We start from the raw sequence: 22,876 nt of genomic DNA, 5'->3' as shown, positions 1-22,876 counted from the left end.
ACCGAATCCTCCTTGATCGCGGTAATTGCCCGGAAAATATTCTAATAGTGGGGTGTAACGCGGAACCGGCACGACGGTTCCACATGCTCGTAGTCGGCGGTAAAACCGAATACTTGAGCGGATTGCGTGGGTATGGCGCAGTAGTGGCATTGTGCCGGCTCGAACGTTTCAGCTCAAGCGCTCTACCGCCGGCAATTGCATGGCGCGGACTTCGCCTTGGAGAAAATCGCTGAGGCGGCGCAAACGTTCACCTCCCGGACGCGGTTTCGGCCACACCAGGTAATAATTCAGGCCACTGGCGACGGCGGTCGGCCACGGCAGGCTCAAGCGCCCTTGCGCAACATCTTCGGCAACCATCAACAGATCACCCATCGAAACGCCATAGCCGCGCGCCGCGGCGATCATGCCCAGCTCCAGCGTATCGAACACTTGTCCGCCCTTGAGCGAGACCTGATCGGACAGGCCCATGCGCTCCAGCCAACTGCGCCAATCGCGGCGATCCGGGGTCGGGTGCAGCAGTTCGGCGGTCGCAAGACGCGCTACATCCCAAGGTTGGTCATTGAGCAGGTTCGGCGCGCCGACCGGAATCAATTCCTCGGGAAACAGCAGGCTCGCTTCCCAGTCCGGTGGGAAATGCCCGTCACTGAGCAACACCGCGCAATCGAACGGTTCGTTGTTGAAGTCCACCGAATCAATGTCCATCCACGCGCTGGTCAGTTGCACCTCATTGCCCGGCTGCAAATGGCGGAAGCGACTCAACCGCGCCAGCAGCCAACGCATGGTCAGGGTCGATGGCGCTTTCATGCGCAGGATGTCGTCCTCGGCGCGCAAGGTATTGCAGGCGCGCTCGAGGGCGGCGAAGCCTTCGCGGATTCCGGGTAGCAGCAGCCGCGCCGATTCGGTCAGTTGCAGGTTGCGCCCGCTGCGATGAAACAGCCGGCAGGCGAAGTGTTCTTCAAGGGTGCGCATGTGCCGACTGACCGCGCTCTGGGTGATCGACAATTCTTCCGCCGCGCGGGTGAACGAGCTGTGTCGCGCTGCCGCTTCGAATGCGCGCAGGGCATACAACGGCGGAAGGCGTCGGGACATACAAAAAGCTCCAGTAGCGGGGATACAGCCAATTCGGCGGGTACGTTTCAGGATGAGTATTAATCATGCCACCCATCCTTTTTATCCCTTTGTGCAAAGCCTGCCAAGCGCCGAGAATCGACGCTCTTCTGCTTCCTCTGATATTTGGGTGGTGATGACCATGCAGCATCCTGTGCGTACCGAACTCTGGGCCATTCTGCGGCTGGCGGGGCCGCTGATTGCTTCGCAGTTGGCGCACATGCTGATGGTGCTCACCGACACCCTGATGATGGCGCGCCTCAGTCCCGAAGCGCTGGCCGGTGGCGGCCTCGGTGCGGCGAGCTACTCGTTCGTGTCGATTTTCTGCATCGGCGTGATTGCAGCGGTCGGCACACTGGTGGCGATCCGTCAGGGTGCCGGCGACATCATCGGTGCCGCGCGCCTGACCCAGGCCGGGTTGTGGCTGGCTTGGCTGATGGCCCTCGGCGCCGGGCTGCTGTTGTGGAACCTCAAACCGGTGTTGCTGCTGTTTGGCCAGACCGAAACCAACGTCAACGCCGCCGGGCAATTCCTCATCGCCCTGCCCTTCGCCCTGCCCGGTTATCTGAGCTTCATGGCGCTGCGCGGCTTTACCAGTGCAATCGGCCGGGCGACGCCAGTGATGGTCATCAGCCTCGCCGGCACGGTGGCCAACTTCCTGCTCAACTACGCGCTGATTACCGGCATGTTCGGCCTGCCGCAGCTGGGTCTGACCGGCATCGGTCTGGTCACGGCGATTGTCGCCAACTGCATGGCACTGGCGCTGGCCTGGCATATCCGCCGGCATCCGGCCTATGACGCTTATCCGTTGCGCGCCGGTCTGTCGCGGCCGAACCGGCAATACCTGAAAGAACTCTGGCGCCTGGGCCTGCCGATTGGCGGCACCTATGCGGTGGAAGTCGGGCTGTTTGCCTTTGCCGCGTTGTGCATGGGCACCATGGGCAGTACGCAAATGGGTGCGCATCAGATCGCCCTGCAGATCGTGTCGGTGGCCTTCATGGTCCCGGCCGGGATGTCCTATGCCATCACCATGCGCGTCGGCCAACACTACGGCGCCGGGCAACTGGTCGATGCACGGATGTCCGGGCGTGTCGGTATCGCTTTCGGCGCCGTGGTGATGCTCGGCTTCGCCCTGGTGTTCTGGCTGTGGCCGAACCAGTTGGTCGGCCTGTTCCTGGACCATAATGACCCGGCGTTTGCCGAGGTGATCCGTCTGGCGGTGAGCCTGCTGGCAGTAGCGGCGTGGTTCGAGCTGTTCGACGGCACGCAGACGATTGCCATGGGCTGTATTCGCGGGCTCAAGGATGCCAAAACCACATTTCTGGTCGGACTGGCTTGCTATTGGCTGATTGGCGCACCGGCGGCGTGGTGGATGGCGTTCCATTTGAACTGGGGGCCGACGGGCGTCTGGTGGGGATTGGCGCTGGGCCTGGCGTGTGCGGCGGTGAGCCTGACGCTGGCGTTCGAATGGAAGATGCAGCGGATGATTCGGCGCGAGCCGCAAGCTCAAGGTTTCAACATCCCCCAGGCCGAATGAGGGTTTCCTTTGTGGGAGCGAGCCTGCTCGCGAAGACCGAGTGCCAGGCCCAGATCATTCAGCTGACAGAACGTCTTCGCGAGCAGGCTCGCTCCCACGGGGATTTGCGCCGGCCGCAACAATTGTGATCAACCGACGATTTCCAGGGCCGGCTGCTGGTTCGATCCAGACGTCAGATATTCCACCAACTCATCCAGCGGCAACGGTCGGCTGATCAGATAACCCTGCACCTGATCGCAGCCGAACCCGCGCAACAATTCCAGTTGCTCCGGCGTTTCGACGCCCTCGGCGACCACTTCCAGATGCAGGTTGTGCGCAAGGTTGATCATCGCGTGCACCAGTTTGCGGTTCTCTTCGCGCTGTTCCATGCCGCCGACAAAACTCTTGTCGATCTTCAGCAAGGTGATGGGCAGGCTGTTGAGGTGCACGAACGACGAAAACCCGGTGCCGAAATCGTCCAGGGAGAAGCGCACACCGAGGCGGCCGAGAGCGTCCATGGTCTGTTTGACCAGATCGCTGCGCCGCATTACCGCGGTTTCGGTCAGTTCGAATTCCAGCCACTGCGCCTCGACGCCGCGCTCGGCAATCAGACGGCTGAGTGTCGGCAGCAACTGGCTGTCCTGAAACTGGCGGAACGACAGGTTGATCGCCATGTGCAGCGCCGGCAGACCCTGCTCGCGCAAAGCCTGCATGTCGCGCAAGGCGCGAGAAATCACCCAGTAACCCAATGGCACGATCAGACCGCTCTGCTCGGCCAGCGGGACGAACTCGCTCGGTGGCAACAGACCGCGCTCGCCATGACGCCAGCGCACCAGCGCTTCGAGGCCGACAATCTGGCCGTCCTCAAGATTCAGGCGTGGCTGGTAATGCAGTTCCAGCTCATCGCGGCGCAAGGCCCGGCGCAGCTCGCTTTCGAGATCGGCCATGCTCCGCGCGTTGCGATTGATGCGTTCGTTGAAGATATGAAAGGTGCAGCCCTGCGTGCTCTTGGCCTGCTGCATGGCGATGTGCGCGTGCCACATCAATGGATCGGCGCCGCCATTGGCGCGGGCATGGGCGATGCCAAGGCTGGAGCCGATCAGCAGGCTCTCGCCGTCGACCCAATAAGGTTCGGCCAACGCCTCAGTGATGCGTTCGGCCATCCACTCGGCGCGTTGCGGCGCGCGGCGGGTATCGATCAGCAGAGCGAATTCATCGCTGCCCAGCCGTGCCAGTTGATCGCCGGCCTCCAGCTGACTTTTCAGCCGCGCGACGACCTGCAGAATCAGACGATCCCCGGCCTGATGCCCGAGGGCGTCGTTGGCATGGCGAAAATTGTCGAGATCAAGATGGCCGAGGGCGAGACCGCGCCCGTCGCCCTCGGCAAGGCGCGCAGCAAGCAGAGTCTGAAAGCCCTGGCGATTGGCGATGCCGGTCAGCGGGTCCTGTTCGGCGAGGCGCTGGAGAGTGTTTTCCAGCACGCCGCGCTCGCGCACATGGCGCAGGCAGCGCTGGAGCATGCCGGCGTCGAGAGCGTCGAACACCAGCCAGTCGCTGACACCGACCGGCGCGGTGGCCGGCTCGTGCTCCAGCAGCAGAACGGTCGGCAGGCTGCAACGCCCGGGCGGCGGTTGCAACGCTGGCAGGGTCAGCAGTACCGCGTGGCGGTTGTCTTCGAACAGGCGGCTGACCGAATCCCAGTTCGGCGCGCTGATCAGCACCGCCGCGCTCCCCATCGGAGCCAGACACTCACGCAACAACGCTGTCCACGCTGGCTCTTCGGCCAGTAGCAGCAAACGCAAGGGTTCGACAGGCGTAGACAAGCTGACTCCCTAGACTCTGCAATGATGTAGGCGGGGCATTATGCCGGTGTGCTGAACAATGACCAATGCGTTGTCTGATGACAACGACCTCTAAACGTTATTTTGTGTCACGAATGAGAACATTAGCCGCAAAATCCCCGCGTATCCTGCGTGAAAGTAACAAAACCGGCAAATTTGAATCGCGTGTTGCGTCACAAGTCGGACAGAGCAGCAGAAATCGCTGAGCCTGTTAAAATGCCGGCCCATTTCGTCAACGACTCCCGAATTTTCGTATGTCCCGACTCAATCCCCGGCAGCAAGAAGCCGTGAACTACGTCGGCGGCCCTCTATTGGTGCTCGCCGGTGCTGGCTCCGGCAAGACCAGCGTGATCACGCGCAAGATCGCGCACCTGATCCAGAACTGCGGCATCCGCGCCCAGTACATCGTCGCCATGACCTTTACCAACAAGGCCGCGCGCGAAATGAAAGAGCGGGTCGGCACCCTGTTGCGTGCCGGCGAAGGGCGCGGCCTGACCGTCTGCACCTTCCACAACCTGGGCCTGAACATCATCCGCAAGGAACATGCGCGGCTGGGCTACAAACCCGGTTTCTCGATCTTCGACGAGACCGACGTCAAAGCCCTGATGACCGACATCATGCAGAAGGAATACGCGGGCGACGACGGCGTCGACGAGATCAAGAACATGATCGGCGCCTGGAAAAACGACCTGATCCTGCCCGCCCAGGCCCTGGAAAACGCGCGCAATCCCAAGGAACAGACCGCCGCGATCGTCTACACCCACTACCAGCGCACGCTCAAGGCGTTCAACGCGGTGGACTTCGATGACCTGATCCTGCTGCCGGTAAAGCTCTTCGAAGAACACGCCGACATTCTCGAAAAGTGGCAGAACAAGGTGCGGTACCTGCTCGTCGACGAATACCAGGACACCAACGCCAGTCAGTATCTGTTGGTGAAGATGCTCATCGGCAAGCGCAACCAGTTCACCGTGGTGGGCGACGATGACCAGTCGATCTACGCCTGGCGTGGCGCGCGCCCGGAAAACCTGATGCTGCTCAAGGACGACTATCCGTCCTTGAAAGTGGTGATGCTGGAGCAGAACTACCGCTCCACCAGCCGCATCCTGCGCTGCGCCAACGTGCTGATCTCGAACAATCCGCACGAATTCGAAAAACAGCTGTGGAGCGAGATGGGCCACGGCGACGAGATCCGCGTGATCCGCTGCCGCAACGAGGACGCCGAAGCCGAGCGCGTGGCGATGGAAATCCTCAGCCTGCATTTGCGCACCGACCGCCCGTACAGCGATTTTGCGATTCTCTATCGCGGTAACTACCAGGCCAAGCTGATCGAATTGAAGCTGCAACACCACCAGGTGCCGTATCGCCTGAGCGGCGGCAACAGCTTCTTCGGTCGCCAGGAAGTGAAGGACCTGATGGCTTACTTCCGCCTGATCGTCAATCCGGATGACGACAACGCCTTCCTGCGCGTGATCAACGTGCCGCGTCGCGAGATCGGCTCGACCACCCTGGAAAAGCTCGGCAACTACGCCACCGAGCGCAAGATCTCGATGTACGCCGCCACCGACGAAATCGGTCTGGGCGAACATCTCGACAGCCGCTTCACCGATCGCCTGGCGCGCTTCAAGCGCTTCATGGAGAAGGTCCGCGAGCAGTGCGCCGGCGAAGACCCGATCTCTGCGCTGCGCAGCATGGTCATGGACATCGATTACGAGAACTGGCTGCGCACCAACAGCTCCAGCGACAAGGCGGCGGACTACCGCATGGGCAACGTCTGGTTCCTGATCGAGGCGTTGAAAAACACCCTCGAGAAAGACGAAGACGGCGAAATGACCGTCGAGGACGCCATCGGCAAACTGGTGCTGCGTGACATGCTCGAGCGCCAGCAGGAAGAAGAGGACGGTGCCGAAGGTGTGCAGATGATGACGCTGCATGCGTCCAAAGGGCTGGAATTTCCTTACGTGTTCATCATGGGCATGGAAGAGGAAATCCTCCCGCACCGTTCCAGCATCGAAGCCGACACCATCGAAGAAGAGCGTCGCCTGGCCTACGTGGGCATCACCCGCGCCCGCCAGACCCTGGCCTTCACCTTCGCTGCCAAGCGCAAGCAGTACGGTGAAATCATCGACTGCGCGCCGAGTCGCTTTCTGGATGAGCTGCCGCCGGACGATCTGGCCTGGGAAGGCAACGACGACACCCCAACTGAAGTCAAAGCCGTGCGTGGCAATAGCGCATTGGCCGACATACGCGCGATGTTAAAGCGCTAGAATCGACTACTTTTTAATCTACCTTCGGCGCCCATCGCGCCAACAGAGGAAGCTGTTGTGGAAGCACTGCACAAAAAAATCCGCGAAGAAGGCATCGTGCTTTCCGATCAGGTCCTGAAAGTCGACGCTTTTCTGAACCACCAGATCGACCCGGCCCTGATGAAGCTCATCGGTGACGAATTCGCCGCGCTGTTCAAGGATTCCGGGATCACCAAGATCGTCACCATCGAGGCCTCAGGCATCGCCCCGGCGATCATGACCGGTCTGAACCTCGGCGTGCCGGTGATCTTCGCCCGCAAGCAACAGTCGCTGACCCTGACTGAAAACCTGCTGTCGGCGACCGTGTACTCGTTCACCAAGAAGACCGAAAGCACCGTGGCCATCTCCCCGCGCCACCTGACCAGCAGCGACCGCGTGCTGATCATCGACGACTTCCTGGCCAACGGTAAGGCCTCGCAAGCGCTGATCTCGATCATCAAACAGGCCGGCGCCACCGTTGCCGGTCTGGGCATCGTCATCGAAAAGTCGTTCCAGGGCGGCCGCGCCGAACTGGACTCGCAGGGCTACCGCGTTGAATCCCTGGCCCGGGTGCAATCGCTGAAGGATGGCGTCGTTACCTTCATCGAGTAACCCGCCGCCCCGAGTTATCCCCTGTGGGAGCGAGCCTGCTCGCGAATGCATTGTGTCAGTCACCCTGTTGAGTGAATGACACACCGCTTTCGCGAGCAGGCTCGCTCCCACAGTGGGTTCCGGGGTGGTCAGTTATTGCGCGGCAGCTTTGAGGCCTGTGAGCAGCAAGCGCTGGAACAGGTCTTCCTTGAGACCTTCCGGATTGGTCAGCTGCATCCGCTCAAGGTGTTCCGGGAACGTTGAGGCCTCCGGCGCATCCAGCGCTGCCTTGCCCAATTCCAGAATCTCAGTCAGCTTGAACTTGCTCTTCAGCCAGTTCAGCGCCCGCAGCAGATCCCGTTCGATCACAGTGAAATCACAGCCCAGCGGATACTCCGGAAACAGGTTCGGATGTCGCGCGGCAATCGCCTGCAAGCGTTGCGGTGTGTTATCGGCAAACCGTGGATCGATACGGAAATCCTTTGGCAGCTTGCCGACTTTCTGCGCCTGTTCGATCAGTCCCGGCTGGAAGCGAGAATCGCTGATGTTGAGCAGCGCTTCGATCACCGCTGCGTCGGATTTTCCGCGCAGGTCGGCGATGCCGTACTCGGTGACGACGATGTCGCGCAGGTGCCGCGGGATCGTGCAGTGGCCGTAGTCCCAGACGATATTGGAACTGACCTCGCCGCCCGATTCGCGCCAGCTGCGCAGGATCAACATCGATCGCGCGCCCTCCAGCGCATGGCCCTGAGCAACAAAGTTGTACTGGCCGCCAACCCCGCTGAGCACGCGTCCGTCTGCCAATTGATCAGCCACGCCGGCGCCGAGCAGAGTCATGGTGAACACGGTGTTGATGAAGCGCGCATCGATGCGCTGCAAGCGCTTGAGCTCTTCCTGGCCGTACAGCTCGTTGATGTAGCTGATACGGGTCATGTTGAATTCCAGCAGCTTGCTTTGCGGCAACTCGCGCAGCCGTTCATAAAAGCTGCGCGGGCCGAGGAAGAAGCCGCCGTGGACGCAGATACCGTCAGGCTGTGCCGCTTCATCTAGGCTGCCGGCGTTGGCCTGCTCTTGGGTCGGCACATCCGGATAGACCTTGCGCCGGATGATCCCGGCATCCGCCAAAACCAGCAGCCCGTTGACGAACATCTCGCTGCAACCGTAGAGGCCTTTGGCAAATGGCGCGGTGCCGCCCTCGCGCTGAATCAATTGCGCCCATTGGCTGAGGTTGATGTCATCGAGCACCGCCTGATAGCCGGCGTTATCGGCCTGCCGCGCGAGTAGCGCAGCAGTCAACGCATCCCCCATCGAGCCGATACCAATTTGCAATGTACCGCCATCGCGCACCAGCGCACTGGCGTGCAAACCAATGAAATGATCCTGAAAGCCCACCGGCATATTCGGCGTGGAAAACAGCGTGCTGCTGTCCTTTTCGTCGATCAGCAGATCAAACGTGTCGATATCGACTTCCGCATCGCCGGGCATGTACGGCAGATCCGTATGGACCTGGCCGACCAGCACAATGGTCTCCCCCGCTTCGCGGCGCTTGGCGATCATCGGCAGCAGGTCGAGGGTGATGTCCGGGTTGCAGCTCAGGCTCAGACGATCGGGATGCTCACTGTTGCTGGCCAGCAGTTGCGCCACAAGGTTCAGGCCCGCCGCATTGATGTCGCGGGCAGCATGGCTGTAATTGCTGCTGACGTAATCCTGCTGCGCCGGCGCGCTGTTGAGCAGACTGCCCGGCTGCATGAAGAACTGTTGGATTCGGATGTTGGCGGGCAGGCTGTCATGCTGGAGATCGGCGAGAAAATCAAACTCCGGATAATCACCAAACACGCGCTCGACAAAAGGCTCGATAAAGCGCTTCTGCAACCCATCGCCCAGATTCGGCCGACCGAGGCACAGCGCGGTATAGATCGTCAGCTGCCGCTCGGGCAGGTCCTTGATGCGCCGGTACAGCGCGTTGACGAAGTGATTCGGCTTGCCCAACCCCAGCGGCAGGCCCATGTGGATGTGCGCAGGCAAACGCGCCAGCACGTCGTCCACCGCCTGTTCGATCGAACACAACTGCACCATCTGAAGCCTCCCGCCCGTTCTATTGATAGGGGTAGACCGAGATTGCCTTGAGTTTGCTGCAAAGGACAGTGTTTGGTTTGGAGGGATCAGGGCCTAACTGAATCGGAAACCAGAAACCACAGACACAAAAAAACCGTCCGAAGACGGTTTTTTTTCAAAGCCGGCGCTGATTACAGACCGGACATCTCTTTGATCGCGCCCTTGAGCTCTTCATCGGAGCAATCGGCGCAGGTGCCTTTTGGCGGCATGGCGTTGATGCCGGTGATGGCCTTGGCGAGGATGCCGTCCAGACCACCCTGATGATCGGCCCGCTCCTTCCAGGCTGCCTTGTCGCCGATCTTCGGCGCGCCGAGCAGGCCCGTGCCGTGACAAGCGTTGCAGTGCTTGGCGATCACGTCTTTAGGGGCCTTTGCTCCCCCGCCACCGCCAGCGGTAGCAGCCACTTCCATACCCTTGCATTCCTGCCCTTGAACACACACCTGGCCGACGGGCTCGAGGCGCTTGGCGATGTCGTCATTTGTCGCAGCTTGAGCGCTGACAGCCCAGAGGGCCAGTACGGTTGCTGGTGCGGCCAGCATTTTCATAATTAGGTTCACGCGTTCACCCTCAATGGTGGCTATTCACGCCTGCGGCCACGGTTCGCAGGCGGGCGCAAGTATAGCGGGTAGGCCGCCGTACTGAAACAACCCCATGGTTAGAGGGGTCTTGTTGCCCATCGGTAAAATGGTTCTGGGGCCTTTGCCGTATTGGCTTGGCGCCTTCTGCTTAGAAATTCGCCGGCGTGGCTGCGCTGATTAGTCGCGCCGGCACGTCGAACGGGTTACGGAAACGATGCGGCTTGGTACTTTCAAAATAGTAGCTGTCGCCGGCTTCGAGGATAAAAGTTTCCAGACCCACCACCAGTTCGAGGCGGCCTTCGACCAGAATTCCGGTTTCCTCGCCCTCGTGGGTGAGCATTTCTTCGCCAGTGTCGGCGCCCGGCGGATAGATTTCGTTGAGGAAGGCGATGGCGCGGCTCGGGTGGGCGCGGCCGACCAGTTTCATGGTCACGGCGCCGTCGGAGATGTCGATCAGCTCATTGGCCTTGTAGACGATCTGGGTCGGCTGGTCCTGCAGGATCTCTTCGGAAAAGAACTCGACCATCGACATGGGAATGCCGCCGAGCACCTTTCTCAGCGAACTGATCGATGGGCTGACGCTGTTCTTTTCGATCATCGAAATGGTGCTGTTGGTGACGCCCGCGCGTTTGGCGAGTTCACGCTGGGAAAGCCCTTTGAGCTTGCGGATCGATTGCAGTCGTTCACCGACGTCCAAGGCGGGAGCCTCCTGATGTTGTAAGAATATTGAGCGTTATCATGGCGACAGCGTTCAGTATTTACAACACTTGGCCCCCGCAGCGGCGTCAACCCTCGGAATAGAGCCTTGGCACACGTTTCAGGTTGCAGAAGATCTGATACGGGATGGTATCGGCCCACTTCGCCACATCGCTGGCGAGGATGTTTTTGCCCCACAGTTCGACGTTGGAACCGAGGCCCGCTTCCGGTATGTCGGTCAGGTCGATGCAGAGCATGTCCATCGACACACGCCCCAGCAGGCGGCTGAGTTTGCCGGCCACCAGCACCGGCGTGCCGGTCGGCGCCTGACGCGGGTAACCGTCGGCGTAACCCATGGCGACCACGCCGATGCGCATCGGCTTGTCGGTGATGAATCTGGCGCCATAACCGATCGGTTCGCCGGCCGGCAATTCACGCACGCTGATGACTTTCGATTCGAGGGTCATCACCGGTTGCAGGCGTTCGGCCACGGCGTTGACTTCTTCGAAGGGGGTCGCGCCGTAGAGCATGATGCCCGGGCGTACCCAGTCGCTTTGGATTTCTGGCCAACCGAGCACGGCTGGCGAGTTGCGTAGGCTGACTTCCGCCGCCAGACCCTGACGCGCCGCTTCGAACACCGCGACCTGCTCGGCGCTGCTTTGCGCATGCAGTTCATCGGCGCGGGCGAAGTGGCTCATCAACACGATTTTCGCAACTTTGCCGCTGGCCAGCAGACGTTGATAGGCCGCTGGATAATCTTTCGGATGCAGGCCGACGCGGTGCATACCGGAATCGAGCTTGAGCCACACCGTGATCGGTTTGCTCAGGACTGCCTGTTTGATCGCTTCGAGCTGCCACAGCGAATGCACCACGCACCAGAAATCATGCTCGACGATCAACGCCAGCTCATCGGCTTCGAAGAAGCCTTCCAGCAGCAGTACCGGCGCGCGAATTCCGGCAGCGCGCAGCTCCAATGCTTCTTCGATGCAGGCCACGGCAAAACCGTCAGCCTCGGCTTCCAGCGCCTGAGCGCAACGCACCGCGCCATGGCCGTAGGCGTCCGCCTTGATCACGGCGAGCGCCTTGGCGCCGGTGACTTCGCGGGCAATTCGGTAGTTGTGGCGCAGGGCTTGGAGGTCGATCAGGGCACGGGCAGGACGCATGGCGGCAGACTTCTGGGCGGTCATGGGAAGAAAAACCGGCGCTGACTGACGACGTGAACCGCCAACAGCACCGGGAGAGGGATCTGTAAAACGTTATGGCAGCGCGGCGACGATGGATATCTCCACCAGAATGCTTGGCTTGGCCATCTTCGCTTCGACGGTGGCACGGGCCGGTGCGGCGCCTTTTGGCAGCCACTGGTCCCACACCGCGTTCATCCCGGCGAAGTGCGCTTCAATGTCGTTCAGGTAGATCGTCGCCGACAACAGATGCTGCTTGTCCGTCCCGGCCAGATCGAGCAGGCGCTCGATATTGGCGAGCACCTCGCGGGTCTGCTGTTCAATTCCGGCGTCAAAGTCGTCGCCGACCTGCCCGGCCAGATACACGGTGCCGTTGTGGCTGACGATCTGACTCATGCGCTCATTGGTGAGCTGGCGCTGGATTGACATGTTTTGCGGACTCCTGGGTCTGGTTGCCGTAACGGGAAATATCGAGGCCTTCGGCGCTGATCTGCGGCTTTTTCTTCGCCATCAGGTCGGCGAGCAAACGGCCGGAACCGCAGGCCATGGTCCAGCCGAGCGTACCGTGACCGGTGTTGAGGAACAGGTTCTTGAACGGCGTGGCGCCAACGATCGGCGTACCGTCCGGCGTGGTCGGACGCAGGCCGGTCCAGAAACTCGCTTCGGCCAGATTGCCGCCCTGAGGATAAAGGTCGTTGACGATCATCTCCAGGGTTTCGCGCCGACGCGGGTTCAGCGACAGGTCAAAACCGGCGATCTCGGCCATGCCGCCGACGCGGATGCGGTTGTCGAAGCGGGTGATCGCGACCTTGTAGGTCTCGTCGAGAATGGTCGAGGTCGGCGCCATGTCCGGATTGGTGATCGGCACGGTCAGCGAGTAGCCCTTGAGCGGATACACCGGGGCCTTGATGCCCAGCGGCTTGAGCAACTGCGGCGAGTAGCTGCCCAGCGCCAGTACGTAGCGATCCGCAGTTTCCAGCTTGCCGTCGATCCACACACCGTTGATGCGGTCACCGGCGTAATCGAGCCTCTGGATGTCCTGGCCGAAACGGAATTCCACACCGAGCTTGCGCGCCATTTCGGCGAGACGGGTGGTGAAGATCTGGCAGTCGCCGGTCTGGTCATTGGGCAGACGCAGCGCGCCAGCGAGAATGTCAGTTACGCCTGCCAGAGCCGGTTCGACGCGGGCAATGCCGGCGCGGTCGAGGACTTCAAAGGGCACGCCGGATTCTTTCAGCACGGCGATGTCTTTGGCGGCGTTATCCAATTGCGCCTGGGTGCGGAACAACTGCGTGGTGCCGAGGCTGCGGCCTTCGTAGGCGATACCGGTTTCGGCGCGCAATTCATCGAGGCAGTCGCGGCTGTACTCGGACAGACGCACCATGCGCTCCTTGTTCACCGCGTAACGGCTGGCGGTGCAGTTGCGCAGCATTTGCGCCATCCACAGGTATTGGTCGATATCAGCGGTGGCCTTGATCGCCAATGGCGCATGGCGTTGCAGCAACCACTTGATGGCCTTGAGCGGCACGCCCGGCGCGGCCCAGGGCGAGGCGTAACCCGGCGAGACCTGGCCGGCGTTGGCGAAACTGGTCTCCATGGCCGCAGCAGGCTGCCGGTCGACCACCACCACTTCAAACCCGGCACGGGCCAGATAGTAAGCACTGGCGGTACCGATGACGCCGCTACCCAAGACCATGACGCGCATTTTCAATCCCTCATCGCGGCTTTTCGCCGAACTGTTTGTTAGAGCAATGATGGGCGCAGTGTAAAAAAGAAATGCCAGTGCTTTTCACTATATAAGCGCCTATATTTGGCGACAATTCTCGGCAAAAACCCTTTTCACGGAGGCGCATCCCCTATGCGTACTAACACTCAGACCAAACGTGAGCTGGACAAGATCGACCGCAACATCCTGCGCATCCTGCAGGCGGATGGGCGGATTTCCTTTACCGAACTCGGGGAAAAGGTCGGCCTCTCGACCACGCCCTGCACCGAGCGCGTGCGGCGCCTGGAGCGCGAGGGGATCATCATGGGCTACAACGCCCGGCTCAATCCGCAGCACTTGAAGGGTAGCTTGCTGGTGTTTGTCGAGATCAGTCTCGATTACAAATCCGGAGACACATTCGAGGAATTCCGCCGCGCGGTGCTGAAGCTGCCGCATGTGCTGGAGTGCCATTTGGTCTCAGGAGATTTCGACTATTTGGTGAAGGCGCGGATTTCCGAGATGGCCTCGTACCGCAAACTGCTCGGCGACATTCTGTTGAAGCTGCCACATGTGCGTGAATCGAAGAGCTATATCGTCATGGAAGAGGTGAAAGAGAGCCTTTGCCTGCCGATTCCGGACTGATCACCGCAATGATCGTTCCCACGCTCTGCGTGGGAATGCAGCCCGGGACGCTCTGCGTCCCAAAGGCCGAACGCGGAGCGTCCGAAGAGGCATTCCCACGCAGAGCGTGGGAACGATCACTTACACCAACACCTGCCGATTCGCCGCCATGTACTCGAAAATCTGCTTCTCGACCCGTGGATGTATCAACTCCACCGGCCGCCGCTCGTTCGGGCACGGCAGGGTCTTGGTCGTACCAAACAATCGACAGATCAGCGGCCGCTCTTCATACACCGTGCAGCCATTCGGCCCCAGGTGCACACAGTTGAGTTCTTCCAGCGCGGCATCCTGCTCGGCGCGGGATTTGCGCGGCAGCCGGGCCATTTCCTCGGGCGACGTGGTCACCGGGCCGCAGCAGTCGTGGCAGCCCGGCACGCAGTCGAACGTGGGGATCTGCTGACGCAGGGTGCGGATTTTCTGACTGTTGCAGCTCATCGAAACGGTGACCAAAGTGGCGGGCTGATGATTGTGCCGCAAAAGTCCGGATCCAGACACCGCAGGCCGACCGATGTTGCCCACGTTCGGGCGCGCGGCTTATGCTCCGTCAAATTTTCTCGACACTCAGCCGTTGGATGATGCCCATGACCGCCCGCGCCCCGACCACCGCGAGCCAACCCCACGTTGCCTCTTATTACGCCGCCAGCAGCCTGCCGCAGCCTGACCATCCCGTGCTGCAAGGCGAGGTGGTGGCGGATGTCTGCGTGGTCGGCGGTGGCTTTTCCGGGTTGAACACGGCGCTGGAACTGGCCGAACGCGGTTTCAGCGTGGTGTTGCTGGAAGCGCACAGGATCGGCTGGGGCGCCAGCGGTCGCAACGGCGGGCAGTTGATTCGCGGTGTCGGTCACGGCCTTGATCAGTTCGCCAATGTCATCGGTGCCGAGGGCGTGCGCGAAATGAAACTCATGGGCCTGGAAGCGGTGGAGATTGTCCGTCACCGCGTCGAGCGTTTCGGCATTGCCTGCGATCTGACCTGGGGCTACTGCGACCTCGCCAACAAGCCTTCCGATCTCGACGGTTTTGCCGAAGATGCCGAAGAACTCCGCAGCCTGGGTTATCGCTACGAAACCCGTCTGTTGCAGGCCAGTGAAATGCACACCGTGGTCGGTTCCAAGCGCTATGTCGGCGGTTTGATCGACATGGGTTCCGGGCATCTGCACCCGCTGAATCTGGCGATGGGCGAAGCGGCAGCGGCGCAGCAACTGGGCGTGCAGTTGTTCGAGCAATCGGCAGTGACGCGCATCGATTACGGCCCCGAAGTGAAGGTGCACACCGCGCTAGGCTCGGTGCGGGCGAAGACTCTGGTGTTGGGCTGCAATGCCTATCTCCATGACCTCAACCCGCAACTGAGCGGCAAGGTCCTGCCCGCCGGCAGCTACATCATCGCCACCGAACCGTTGAGCGCAGAGCAGGCGCACAACCTGCTGCCGCAGAACATGGCGGTCTGCGACCAGCGGGTGGCGCTCGATTACTACCGGCTCTCGGCGGATCGACGTTTGTTGTTTGGTGGCGCCTGCCATTATTCAGGGCGCGATCCGAAAGACATCGGCGCCTATATGCAACCGAAGATGCTTGAAGTGTTCCCGCAACTGGCCGAGGTGAAAATCGATTATCAGTGGGGCGGGATGATCGGCATCGGTGCCAACCGCTTGCCGCAGATTGGCCGGCTCGCCGACCAGCCGAACGTGTATTTCGCCCAGGCTTATTCGGGCCACGGAGTGAATGCCACACACCTGGCCGGCAAGCTGCTGGCCGAAGCAATCAGCGGGCAGCACGGCGGCGGCTTTGATCTGTTCGCCAAGGTGCCGCACATCACCTTCCCCGGCGGTAAGCACTTGCGCTCGCCGTTGTTGGCGTTGGGGATGTTGTGGCATCGGCTGAAAGAGTTGGTCTGACGAATCAGGATCGTTCCCACGCTCCGCGCGGGAATGCATCCAGTGACGCTCTGCGTCACAGCGGACGCAGAGCGTCCGGGCCGGCGTTCCCACGCAGAGCATGGGAACGCTCTGCGGTATTCATATCCGCCAGAACGGCTTCAACCCCTCCTCCCTTGCCTGCTCCCGCGTCAACCCGACATCCTTGAGCTGCTCCGGTGTCAGGCCGAGCAACGCCTTGCGCGTGTGCAGACGATGCCAGAACAGCTCCCAGCGACTGAGGCCGGACGGCGCATTACGCAGCAGATTGCGCGCGTTGTCCTTTTGCCCTGCCGCCAGTTCCTGACTGTGTAACGTCAGCCGCACATCGCTCAAGCCGTTCATTTTCGTTGCTCCTGTTTACTTGGGTAGCCAGAGATTCCATGATGCGCGGGCGAGCAAAACCATTACAGACTCAAAGAACCAGTATTAAATCCATACAGATTTGCCGATTCGCCGACTGAATGATTGATTTTTGCCGCATCTGTACTGGTTTTCACCAAGACGCACCGAGGCCACCATGACTCTGTATGTAAACCTCGCCGAATTGCTCGGCACCCGCATCGAACAAGGCTTCTATCGTCCCGGCGACCGCTTGCCGTCGGTGCGTGCCTTGAGCGTCGAACACGGAGTCAGTCTGAGCACGGTGCAGCAGGCGTATCGCGTGCTTGAAGACAGCGGTCTGGCCACGCCAAAACCCAAGTCCGGCTATTTTGTCCCCGTAGGACGCGAATTGCCGGAGCTGCCCGCAGTAGGCCGCCCCGCGCAACGGCCGGTAGAGATTTCGCAATGGGATCAGGTGCTGGAACTCATTCGCGCCGTACCGCGCAAGGACGTCGTGCAATTGGGTCGGGGCATGCCCGACGTCGGCTCACCCACCATGAAGCCGCTGCTGCGTGGGCTGGCGCGAATCAGTCGGCGGCAGGACATGCCTGGTCTGTATTACGACAACATCCACGGCAACCTCGAACTGCGCGAACAGATCGCACGGCTGATGCTTGATTCCGGCTGCCAGTTGAGCGCCAGCGATCTGGTGATCACCACTGGCTGCCACGAAGCGCTGTCCACCAGCATCCACGCGATCTGCGAGCCGGGCGACATCGTCGCGGTGGACTCGCCGAGTTTCCACGGCGCCATGCAGACCCTCAAAGGCCTGGGCATGAAAGCCCTGGAAATCCCCACCGACCCGCTCACCGGGATCAGCCTCGACGCCCTGGAACTGGCGCTGGAACAGTGGCCGATCAAGGCCATTCAGCTCACCCCAAACTGCAACAACCCGCTCGGCTACGTCATGCCCGAGTCGCGCAAACGCGCGTTGTTGACGCTCGCCCAGCGTTTCGACGTGGCGATCATCGAAGACGATGTGTATGGCGAGCTGGCCTATACCTACCCGCGCCCGCGTACGATCAAATCCTTCGACGAAGACGGCCGCGTGTTGCTGTGCAGCTCGTTCTCCAAGACCCTGGCGCCGGGGCTGCGCATCGGCTGGGTGGCGCCGGGCCGATATCTGGAGCGAGTGCTGCACATGAAATACATCAGCACCGGCTCGACCGCACCACAACCGCAGATCGCTATCGCCGAATTCATCAAGGCCGGCCATTTCGAGCCGCACTTGCGGCGCATGCGCATGCAGTACCAACGCAATCGTGACGCGATGATCGATTGGGTGACCCGCTACTTTCCCGCCGGCACTCGCGCCAGTCGCCCGCAAGGCAGCTTCATGCTCTGGGTGGAACTGCCGGAAGGTTTCGACACGCTGAAACTGAATCGCGCGCTGCACGATCAGGGCGTACAGATTGCTGTCGGCAGCATCTTTTCCGCCTCGGGCAAGTACCGCAATTGTCTGCGTATGAACTACGCTGCCAAACCAACAGCGCAGATCGAAGAAGCGGTGCGCAAGGTCGGCGCTGCAGCAATCAAATTACTCGCTGAGACCGACTGACCTTTTTTGCGCGCCCGGCGTCCAAATTGCCGACCTCAGCCGCCAACCGGAACGACCCTACGTGAGCTTCAGACAGCCCCTACTCGCTTTACTGATACTCGCCTCGTTCCTCAGCGGCTGCGCCAGCCTTGATGTACCGCGCGAACCGAGCCAGGCTTTGCCAGCTTCGCAATCCAGCTTCGGCCGTTCGATCCAGGCGCAGGCCGCGCCCTACAAGGGGCAGTCAGGGTTTCGCCTGCTCTCCGACAGCGGCGAGGCGTTTACTGCCAGGGCCGAGCTGATTCGTCACGCCCAGGTCAGCCTCGATTTGCAGTACTACATCGTCCACGACGGCATCAGCACGCGGATGCTGGTGGAGGAAGTGTTGAAGGCGGCCGACCGTGGCGTGCGCGTGCGCATCCTGCTCGACGACACCACCAGCGACGGCCTCGACCAGATCATCGCGACCCTTGCGGCACATCCGCAGATCCAGATTCGTTTGTTCAATCCGTTGCACCTGGGACGCAGCACCGGCGTAACACGCGCGGCCGGGCGACTGTTCAATCTGTCCGTGCAGCACCGGCGCATGCACAACAAGTTGTGGCTGGCGGACAACAGCGCGGCCATCGTCGGCGGGCGCAATCTGGGCGATGAATATTTCGACGCCGAAGCCAACCTGAATTTCACCGACATCGACATGCTCAGCATCGGCCCGGTGGCCGAGCAGCTCGGACACAGTTTCGACCAGTACTGGAACAGCGCGCTGAGCAAGCCGATCGACGAATTCCTCTCCAGCCAACCGACCGCCGCCGACCTGCAAAACACGCGCACGCGCCTGGAAGAGTCGCTGGAAGAAACCCGCAAGCAGAACCACGCGCTGTATCAGCAGTTGATGAAGTTCACCACCGACCCGCGCATGGACATCTGGCGCAGAGAGCTGATCTGGGCCTGGAACCAGGCACTATGGGATGCACCGAGCAAGGTCCTGTCCAAGGGCGAACCGGATCCGCATCTGCTGCTGACCACGCAACTGGCGCCGGAACTGACCGGCGTCAGCAAAGAGCTGATCATGATTTCCGCCTACTTTGTGCCCGGCCAGCCGGGGCTGGTCTACCTGACCGGGCGCGCCGATGCCGGGGTCTCCGTAAGTCTGCTGACCAATTCGCTGGAGGCTACCGACGTGCCGGCGGTGCATGGCGGTTACGCGCCCTATCGCAAGGCGTTGCTTGAACACGGAGTGAAACTCTATGAGTTGCGCCGCCAGCCTGGGGATAACTACGGCAGCGGGCCACGCGTGTTCTACAGCAAGTCGTTTCGCGGCTCGGATTCCAGCCTGCACAGCAAGGCGATGATCTTTGATCGACGCAAATCGTTTATCGGCTCGTTCAATTTCGACCCGCGCTCGGTGCTGTGGAACACCGAAGTCGGCGTCCTGGTCGACAGCCCGGAACTGGCCGAGCATGTGCGCGCACTGGCACTGCAAGGCATGGCGCCGACCTTGAGTTATCAGGCGAAACTCGAGGACGGCAAGGTCGTCTGGGTCACCGAGGACAACGGCCAGATGCATACCCTGACCAAGGAACCGGGGAGCTGGTGGCGGCGCTTCAACTCATGGTTCAGCACCAGCGTCGGCCTGGAGCGGATGCTGTAAAAAGCAAAGATCGCAGCCTTCGGCAGCTCCTACAGGGCAAACGCATTTCCAACTGTAGGAGCTGCCGGATGCTGCGATCTTTTGATCTCAAGCAGTCTGGATTTTGCCGAAGGCGCCCTGGCGCAACAACAGGATAACCAACCCGAAAGCCCCCGCCGCCATCAACAGTGGCAACGCATGCCCGTTGATCCACTGACTCCCCGCCCCCGCCGCCAATGGCCCGACCAGACAACCGACACCCCACAACTGGGCAATATGCGCATTGGCGCGCACCAGCGCATCGTCACGATAACGCTCGCCAATCAGAATCAGCGACAGGGTAAACAAGCCGCCAGCACTGGCGCCGAACAGCACCCACAGCGGCCAGATCAGCAGCGTGTCGATCAGCATCGGAATGGCCAGACTCGACAGCATCAACACCACAGCGCAACCAGCAAACAGCGTGCGCCGCGACAGGTAATCGGCCAATGCGCCGATCGGCAATTGCAGCAGCGCATCGCCGACCACCACGGTGCTGACCATGGCCAGCGCGATTTCGGCGGTGAACCCCTGTTGCAGGCAGTACACCGGCAGCAGCGTCAGGATCATCGCTTCGAACGCGGCGAACAATGACACCGCCCAGGCAATCGCCGGCAGCTCACGGGCGAAGCCCCACAGATCACCAAACGTGACGCTGTTGGCCTCGCTGCTCGGCGCGCCGCTGCGCCCCAGCAGCAGGAAAGGCGAGAGCGTCAGCAGACCGGCCCCGACCCAGAAACCGTAATCATGCTCGGTACCCAGCGCACCCAGCAGCAACGGACCGGACAGCTGGCTCAGCGCATAGCTGCTGCCATACAGCGCCACCAGACGCCCGCGCCACTGCTCGACCACCAGCTGATTGATCCAGCTCTCGCCAAGAATGAACACGATGGTCAGGATCACACCGATCAGCAACCGCAGCAGCAACCAGATCGGATAACTCGGCAGCAGCGCCAGCAGGCCGATCGACAATGCCCCGGCCCACAGGCACAGGCGCATCAGGTTCGCCGTGCCGAAATACGCAGCGAGATGGCTGGAGACCTTCGCCCCGAGCAGCACGCCGATTGCCGGCATGGCTGCCATCACACCGATGGCGAACGAGCCGTAGCCCCAGCCCTCCAGACGCAACGACACCAGCGGCATGCTGACCCCCAGGGCCAGACCGACACTCAAGACAGACGCCAACACGGCGAAATACGTCGCCCACCGCATGTTCCACGCTCCTGTGGATATTTTTATATGCACCACAAAATCACTGTGGGAGCGAGCCCCTGTGGCGAGGGGATTTATCCCCGTTGGGTCGCGCAGCGGCCCCAAAACCTGCAACCACGATGTACCAGGTACACCTCGTGCAATGGTTTAGCGACTGCTTCGCAGCCAAACGGGGATAAATCCCCTCACCACAGAGCTCGCTCCCACAGGGGATCTCTGTTTGGTCAGGAAGCCCGGAGTGACCGGGCTCGCTAACGTCTTACAGCTTGATCCACGTCGCCTTCAGCTCGGTGTACTTGTCGAAGGCGTGCAGCGATTTGTCGCGACCGTTGCCCGACTGCTTGAAGCCACCGAACGGCGCGGTCATGTCGCCACCATCGTACTGGTTGACCCACACGCTACCGGCGCGCAGGGCCTTGGCAGTCAGATGCGCCTTGGAGATGTCCTGGGTCCACACCGCTGCGGCCAGACCGTATGGCGTGTCGTTGGCAATCTGGATGGCTTCTTCGGCGCTGTCGAAAGCGATCACCGACAACACTGGGCCGAAAATCTCTTCCTGAGCAATCTTCATCGCATTGCTCACACCATCGAAAATGGTTGGCTCGACGTAAGTGCCACCGGTCTCCTGGAGGATGCGCTTGCCGCCGGCGACCAGTTTGGCGCCATCGCTATGGCCGGATTCGATGTACGACAGTACGGTGTTCATCTGCTGGGTATCGACCAGCGCACCGACGTTGGTCGCCGGGTCCAGCGGATTGCCGGGCTTCCAGGTTTTCAGCGCCTCGATCACCATCGGCAGGAATTTGTCCTTGATCGAGCGCTCGACCAGCAGACGCGAACCGGCGGTGCAGACTTCGCCCTGGTTGAAGGCGATGGCGCTGGCGGCGGATTCAGCGGCGGCCTGCAGATCCGGCGCATCGGCGAAGACGATGTTCGGGCTCTTGCCGCCGGCTTCCAGCCAGACGCGCTTCATGTTCGATTCGCCGGCGTAGACCATCAGTTGCTTGGCGATCTTGGTCGAGCCGGTGAAGACCAGCGTGTCGACATCATTATGCAGACCCAGCGCCTTGCCGACGGTGTGGCCATAGCCCGGCAGCACATTGAGCACGCCTTTCGGAATACCGGCTTCAATGGCCAGCGCAGCGATACGGATGGCGGTCAGCGGCGACTTTTCCGACGGCTTGAGGATCACCGAGTTACCGGTCGACAGCGCCGGGCCGAGTTTCCAGCAAGCCATCATCAGCGGGAAGTTCCACGGCACGATAGCGCCGACCACGCCCACCGGCTCGCGAGTCACCAAGCCCAGTTGATCATGTGGGGTCGCGGCGACTTCGTCGTAGATCTTGTCGATCGCTTCACCGCTCCAGCTCAGCGCCTGCGCCGCACCCGGCACGTCGATGTACAGCGAATCGCTGATCGGCTTGCCCATGTCGAGAGTTTCCAGCAGCGCGAGTTCTTCGGCGTGCTGTTTCAGCAGGCTGGCGAAGCGGATCATGGTGGCTTTGCGTTTGGTCGGCGCCAGGCGCGACCAGACGCCGGAGTTGAAGGTGGCGCGGGCGTTTTCTACAGCACGGTCAGCATCGGCGGCGTCGCAGCTGGCGATCTTGCCGAGCAAGCGGCCATCGACCGGGCTGATGCATTCGAAGGTTTCGCCGGAAACGGCGTCGGTGTATTCGCCATTCAGGAAGGCGCGGCCTTCGATTTTCAGATCGCGGGCGCGTTGTTCCCAGTCGGCACGAGTCAGGGTGGTCATTCGGGTGTCCTCCTCTTATTGAATACGAGCACCGCAAGCGCTGCGGCGCTGTTCAAGAATTCTGCCCGGCCAGCCTGCACTTTCGGCCCGAGGCACCCGCCACCCTAAACCAGCGACC

General features: G+C 61.3%; 19 protein-coding genes. 7 read left to right on the top strand and 12 right to left on the bottom strand.

Going from position 1 to position 22,876, the window contains the following annotated elements; all coding sequences use genetic code 11:
* Positions 1–168 precede the first annotated feature (168 nt).
* Positions 169–1,089: a LysR substrate-binding domain-containing protein gene (locus AB4N48_RS25315; RefSeq protein ID WP_024014781.1), complete on the bottom strand. Its 921-nt coding sequence runs from the start codon at positions 1,087–1,089 to the stop codon at positions 169–171.
* A 160-nt stretch (positions 1,090–1,249) separates the two neighbouring features.
* On the opposite strand from AB4N48_RS25315, the gene AB4N48_RS25310 reads away from it, so the two are divergent.
* The gene (locus tag AB4N48_RS25310) at positions 1,250–2,644 is read left to right on the top strand and encodes a NorM family multidrug efflux MATE transporter (RefSeq protein WP_056791616.1); all 1,395 of its coding nucleotides are present in this window, start codon (positions 1,250–1,252) and stop codon (positions 2,642–2,644) included.
* Between the two features lie 128 nt (positions 2,645–2,772).
* On the opposite strand, the gene AB4N48_RS25305 is transcribed toward AB4N48_RS25310, so the two are convergent.
* Positions 2,773–4,446 carry a putative bifunctional diguanylate cyclase/phosphodiesterase gene (locus AB4N48_RS25305; RefSeq protein ID WP_150742919.1) on the bottom strand — a complete coding sequence of 558 codons (1,674 nt, stop codon included), beginning with the start codon at positions 4,444–4,446 and terminating at the stop codon, positions 2,773–2,775.
* Positions 4,447–4,718: 272 nt separating this feature from the next.
* On the opposite strand from AB4N48_RS25305, the gene rep reads away from it, so the two are divergent.
* Together rep and AB4N48_RS25295 are read left to right on the top strand one after the other, a co-directional pair.
* Positions 4,719–6,728 (top strand): DNA helicase Rep, encoded by a 2,010-nt coding sequence (gene rep, locus AB4N48_RS25300; protein ID WP_150742918.1) that lies wholly within the window; start codon positions 4,719–4,721, stop codon positions 6,726–6,728.
* A 57-nt stretch (positions 6,729–6,785) separates the two neighbouring features.
* Complete coding sequence (locus AB4N48_RS25295) at positions 6,786–7,358, top strand: xanthine phosphoribosyltransferase (protein WP_016772573.1); 573 nt, start codon at positions 6,786–6,788, stop codon at positions 7,356–7,358.
* A 132-nt stretch (positions 7,359–7,490) separates the two neighbouring features.
* Here AB4N48_RS25295 and AB4N48_RS25290 read toward each other — a convergent pair whose 3' ends face one another.
* From AB4N48_RS25290 to dadA, 6 genes are all read right to left on the bottom strand, one after another.
* Positions 7,491–9,413 carry an acetyl-CoA hydrolase/transferase C-terminal domain-containing protein gene (locus AB4N48_RS25290; protein WP_460094489.1) on the bottom strand — a complete coding sequence of 641 codons (1,923 nt, stop codon included), beginning with the start codon at positions 9,411–9,413 and terminating at the stop codon, positions 7,491–7,493.
* Positions 9,414–9,583: 170 nt separating this feature from the next.
* Positions 9,584–9,997, bottom strand: coding sequence for a c-type cytochrome (locus AB4N48_RS25285; RefSeq protein ID WP_039757383.1), 414 nt, complete (start codon positions 9,995–9,997; stop codon positions 9,584–9,586).
* 181 nt (positions 9,998–10,178) lie between these two features.
* Positions 10,179–10,727: a cupin domain-containing protein gene (locus AB4N48_RS25280; protein ID WP_016772566.1), complete on the bottom strand. Its 549-nt coding sequence runs from the start codon at positions 10,725–10,727 to the stop codon at positions 10,179–10,181.
* A gap of 88 nt (positions 10,728–10,815) precedes the next feature.
* On the bottom strand, positions 10,816–11,889 hold the full coding sequence (gene alr / locus AB4N48_RS25275) for an alanine racemase (protein ID WP_095181432.1): 1,074 nt from the start codon (positions 11,887–11,889) through the stop codon (positions 10,816–10,818).
* Between the two features lie 93 nt (positions 11,890–11,982).
* Entirely contained in the window at positions 11,983–12,336 is a 354-nt protein-coding gene (locus AB4N48_RS25270) for a RidA family protein (protein ID WP_041476645.1), read from the bottom strand.
* Entirely contained in the window at positions 12,308–13,612 is a 1,305-nt protein-coding gene (dadA, locus tag AB4N48_RS25265) for a D-amino acid dehydrogenase (RefSeq protein WP_056791607.1), read from the bottom strand. The genes AB4N48_RS25270 and dadA overlap by 29 nt, the downstream gene beginning before the upstream one ends.
* Positions 13,613–13,765: 153 nt before the next feature.
* Between dadA and AB4N48_RS25260 the strand changes: the two genes are divergently transcribed.
* Positions 13,766–14,254: an Lrp/AsnC ligand binding domain-containing protein gene (locus AB4N48_RS25260; protein WP_010465173.1), complete on the top strand. Its 489-nt coding sequence runs from the start codon at positions 13,766–13,768 to the stop codon at positions 14,252–14,254.
* A gap of 120 nt (positions 14,255–14,374) precedes the next feature.
* Here the strand turns inward: AB4N48_RS25260 and AB4N48_RS25255 are convergent, their stop codons facing one another.
* Entirely contained in the window at positions 14,375–14,728 is a 354-nt protein-coding gene (locus AB4N48_RS25255) for a YkgJ family cysteine cluster protein (RefSeq protein ID WP_041476668.1), read from the bottom strand.
* A gap of 146 nt (positions 14,729–14,874) precedes the next feature.
* On the opposite strand from AB4N48_RS25255, the gene AB4N48_RS25250 reads away from it, so the two are divergent.
* Positions 14,875–16,185 (top strand): NAD(P)/FAD-dependent oxidoreductase, encoded by a 1,311-nt coding sequence (locus AB4N48_RS25250; protein WP_460059654.1) that lies wholly within the window; start codon positions 14,875–14,877, stop codon positions 16,183–16,185.
* Between the two features lie 120 nt (positions 16,186–16,305).
* Here the strand turns inward: AB4N48_RS25250 and AB4N48_RS25245 are convergent, their stop codons facing one another.
* Entirely contained in the window at positions 16,306–16,548 is a 243-nt protein-coding gene (locus AB4N48_RS25245) for a DUF1127 domain-containing protein (protein WP_150637114.1), read from the bottom strand.
* 175 nt (positions 16,549–16,723) lie between these two features.
* Between AB4N48_RS25245 and AB4N48_RS25240 the strand changes: the two genes are divergently transcribed.
* Together AB4N48_RS25240 and AB4N48_RS25235 are read left to right on the top strand one after the other, a co-directional pair.
* Positions 16,724–18,145: an aminotransferase-like domain-containing protein gene (locus AB4N48_RS25240; protein WP_041476641.1), complete on the top strand. Its 1,422-nt coding sequence runs from the start codon at positions 16,724–16,726 to the stop codon at positions 18,143–18,145.
* 61 nt (positions 18,146–18,206) lie between these two features.
* A complete protein-coding gene (locus AB4N48_RS25235) occupies positions 18,207–19,775 on the top strand; it encodes a phospholipase D family protein (protein ID WP_460059655.1) in 1,569 nt (522 codons plus the stop codon).
* An 87-nt stretch (positions 19,776–19,862) separates the two neighbouring features.
* Here the strand turns inward: AB4N48_RS25235 and AB4N48_RS25230 are convergent, their stop codons facing one another.
* Positions 19,863–21,005 carry an MFS transporter gene (locus AB4N48_RS25230; protein ID WP_056791596.1) on the bottom strand — a complete coding sequence of 381 codons (1,143 nt, stop codon included), beginning with the start codon at positions 21,003–21,005 and terminating at the stop codon, positions 19,863–19,865.
* 259 nt (positions 21,006–21,264) lie between these two features.
* Entirely contained in the window at positions 21,265–22,758 is a 1,494-nt protein-coding gene (locus tag AB4N48_RS25225; RefSeq protein WP_041476638.1) for an aldehyde dehydrogenase, read from the bottom strand.
* Between the last annotated feature and the right edge of the window lie 118 nt (positions 22,759–22,876).

This window comes from Pseudomonas sp. S2_C11, from assembly GCF_054668395.1.
Note: the sequence above shows the minus strand (reverse complement) of the source record. Positions and strands in the feature narration are given on the sequence as shown.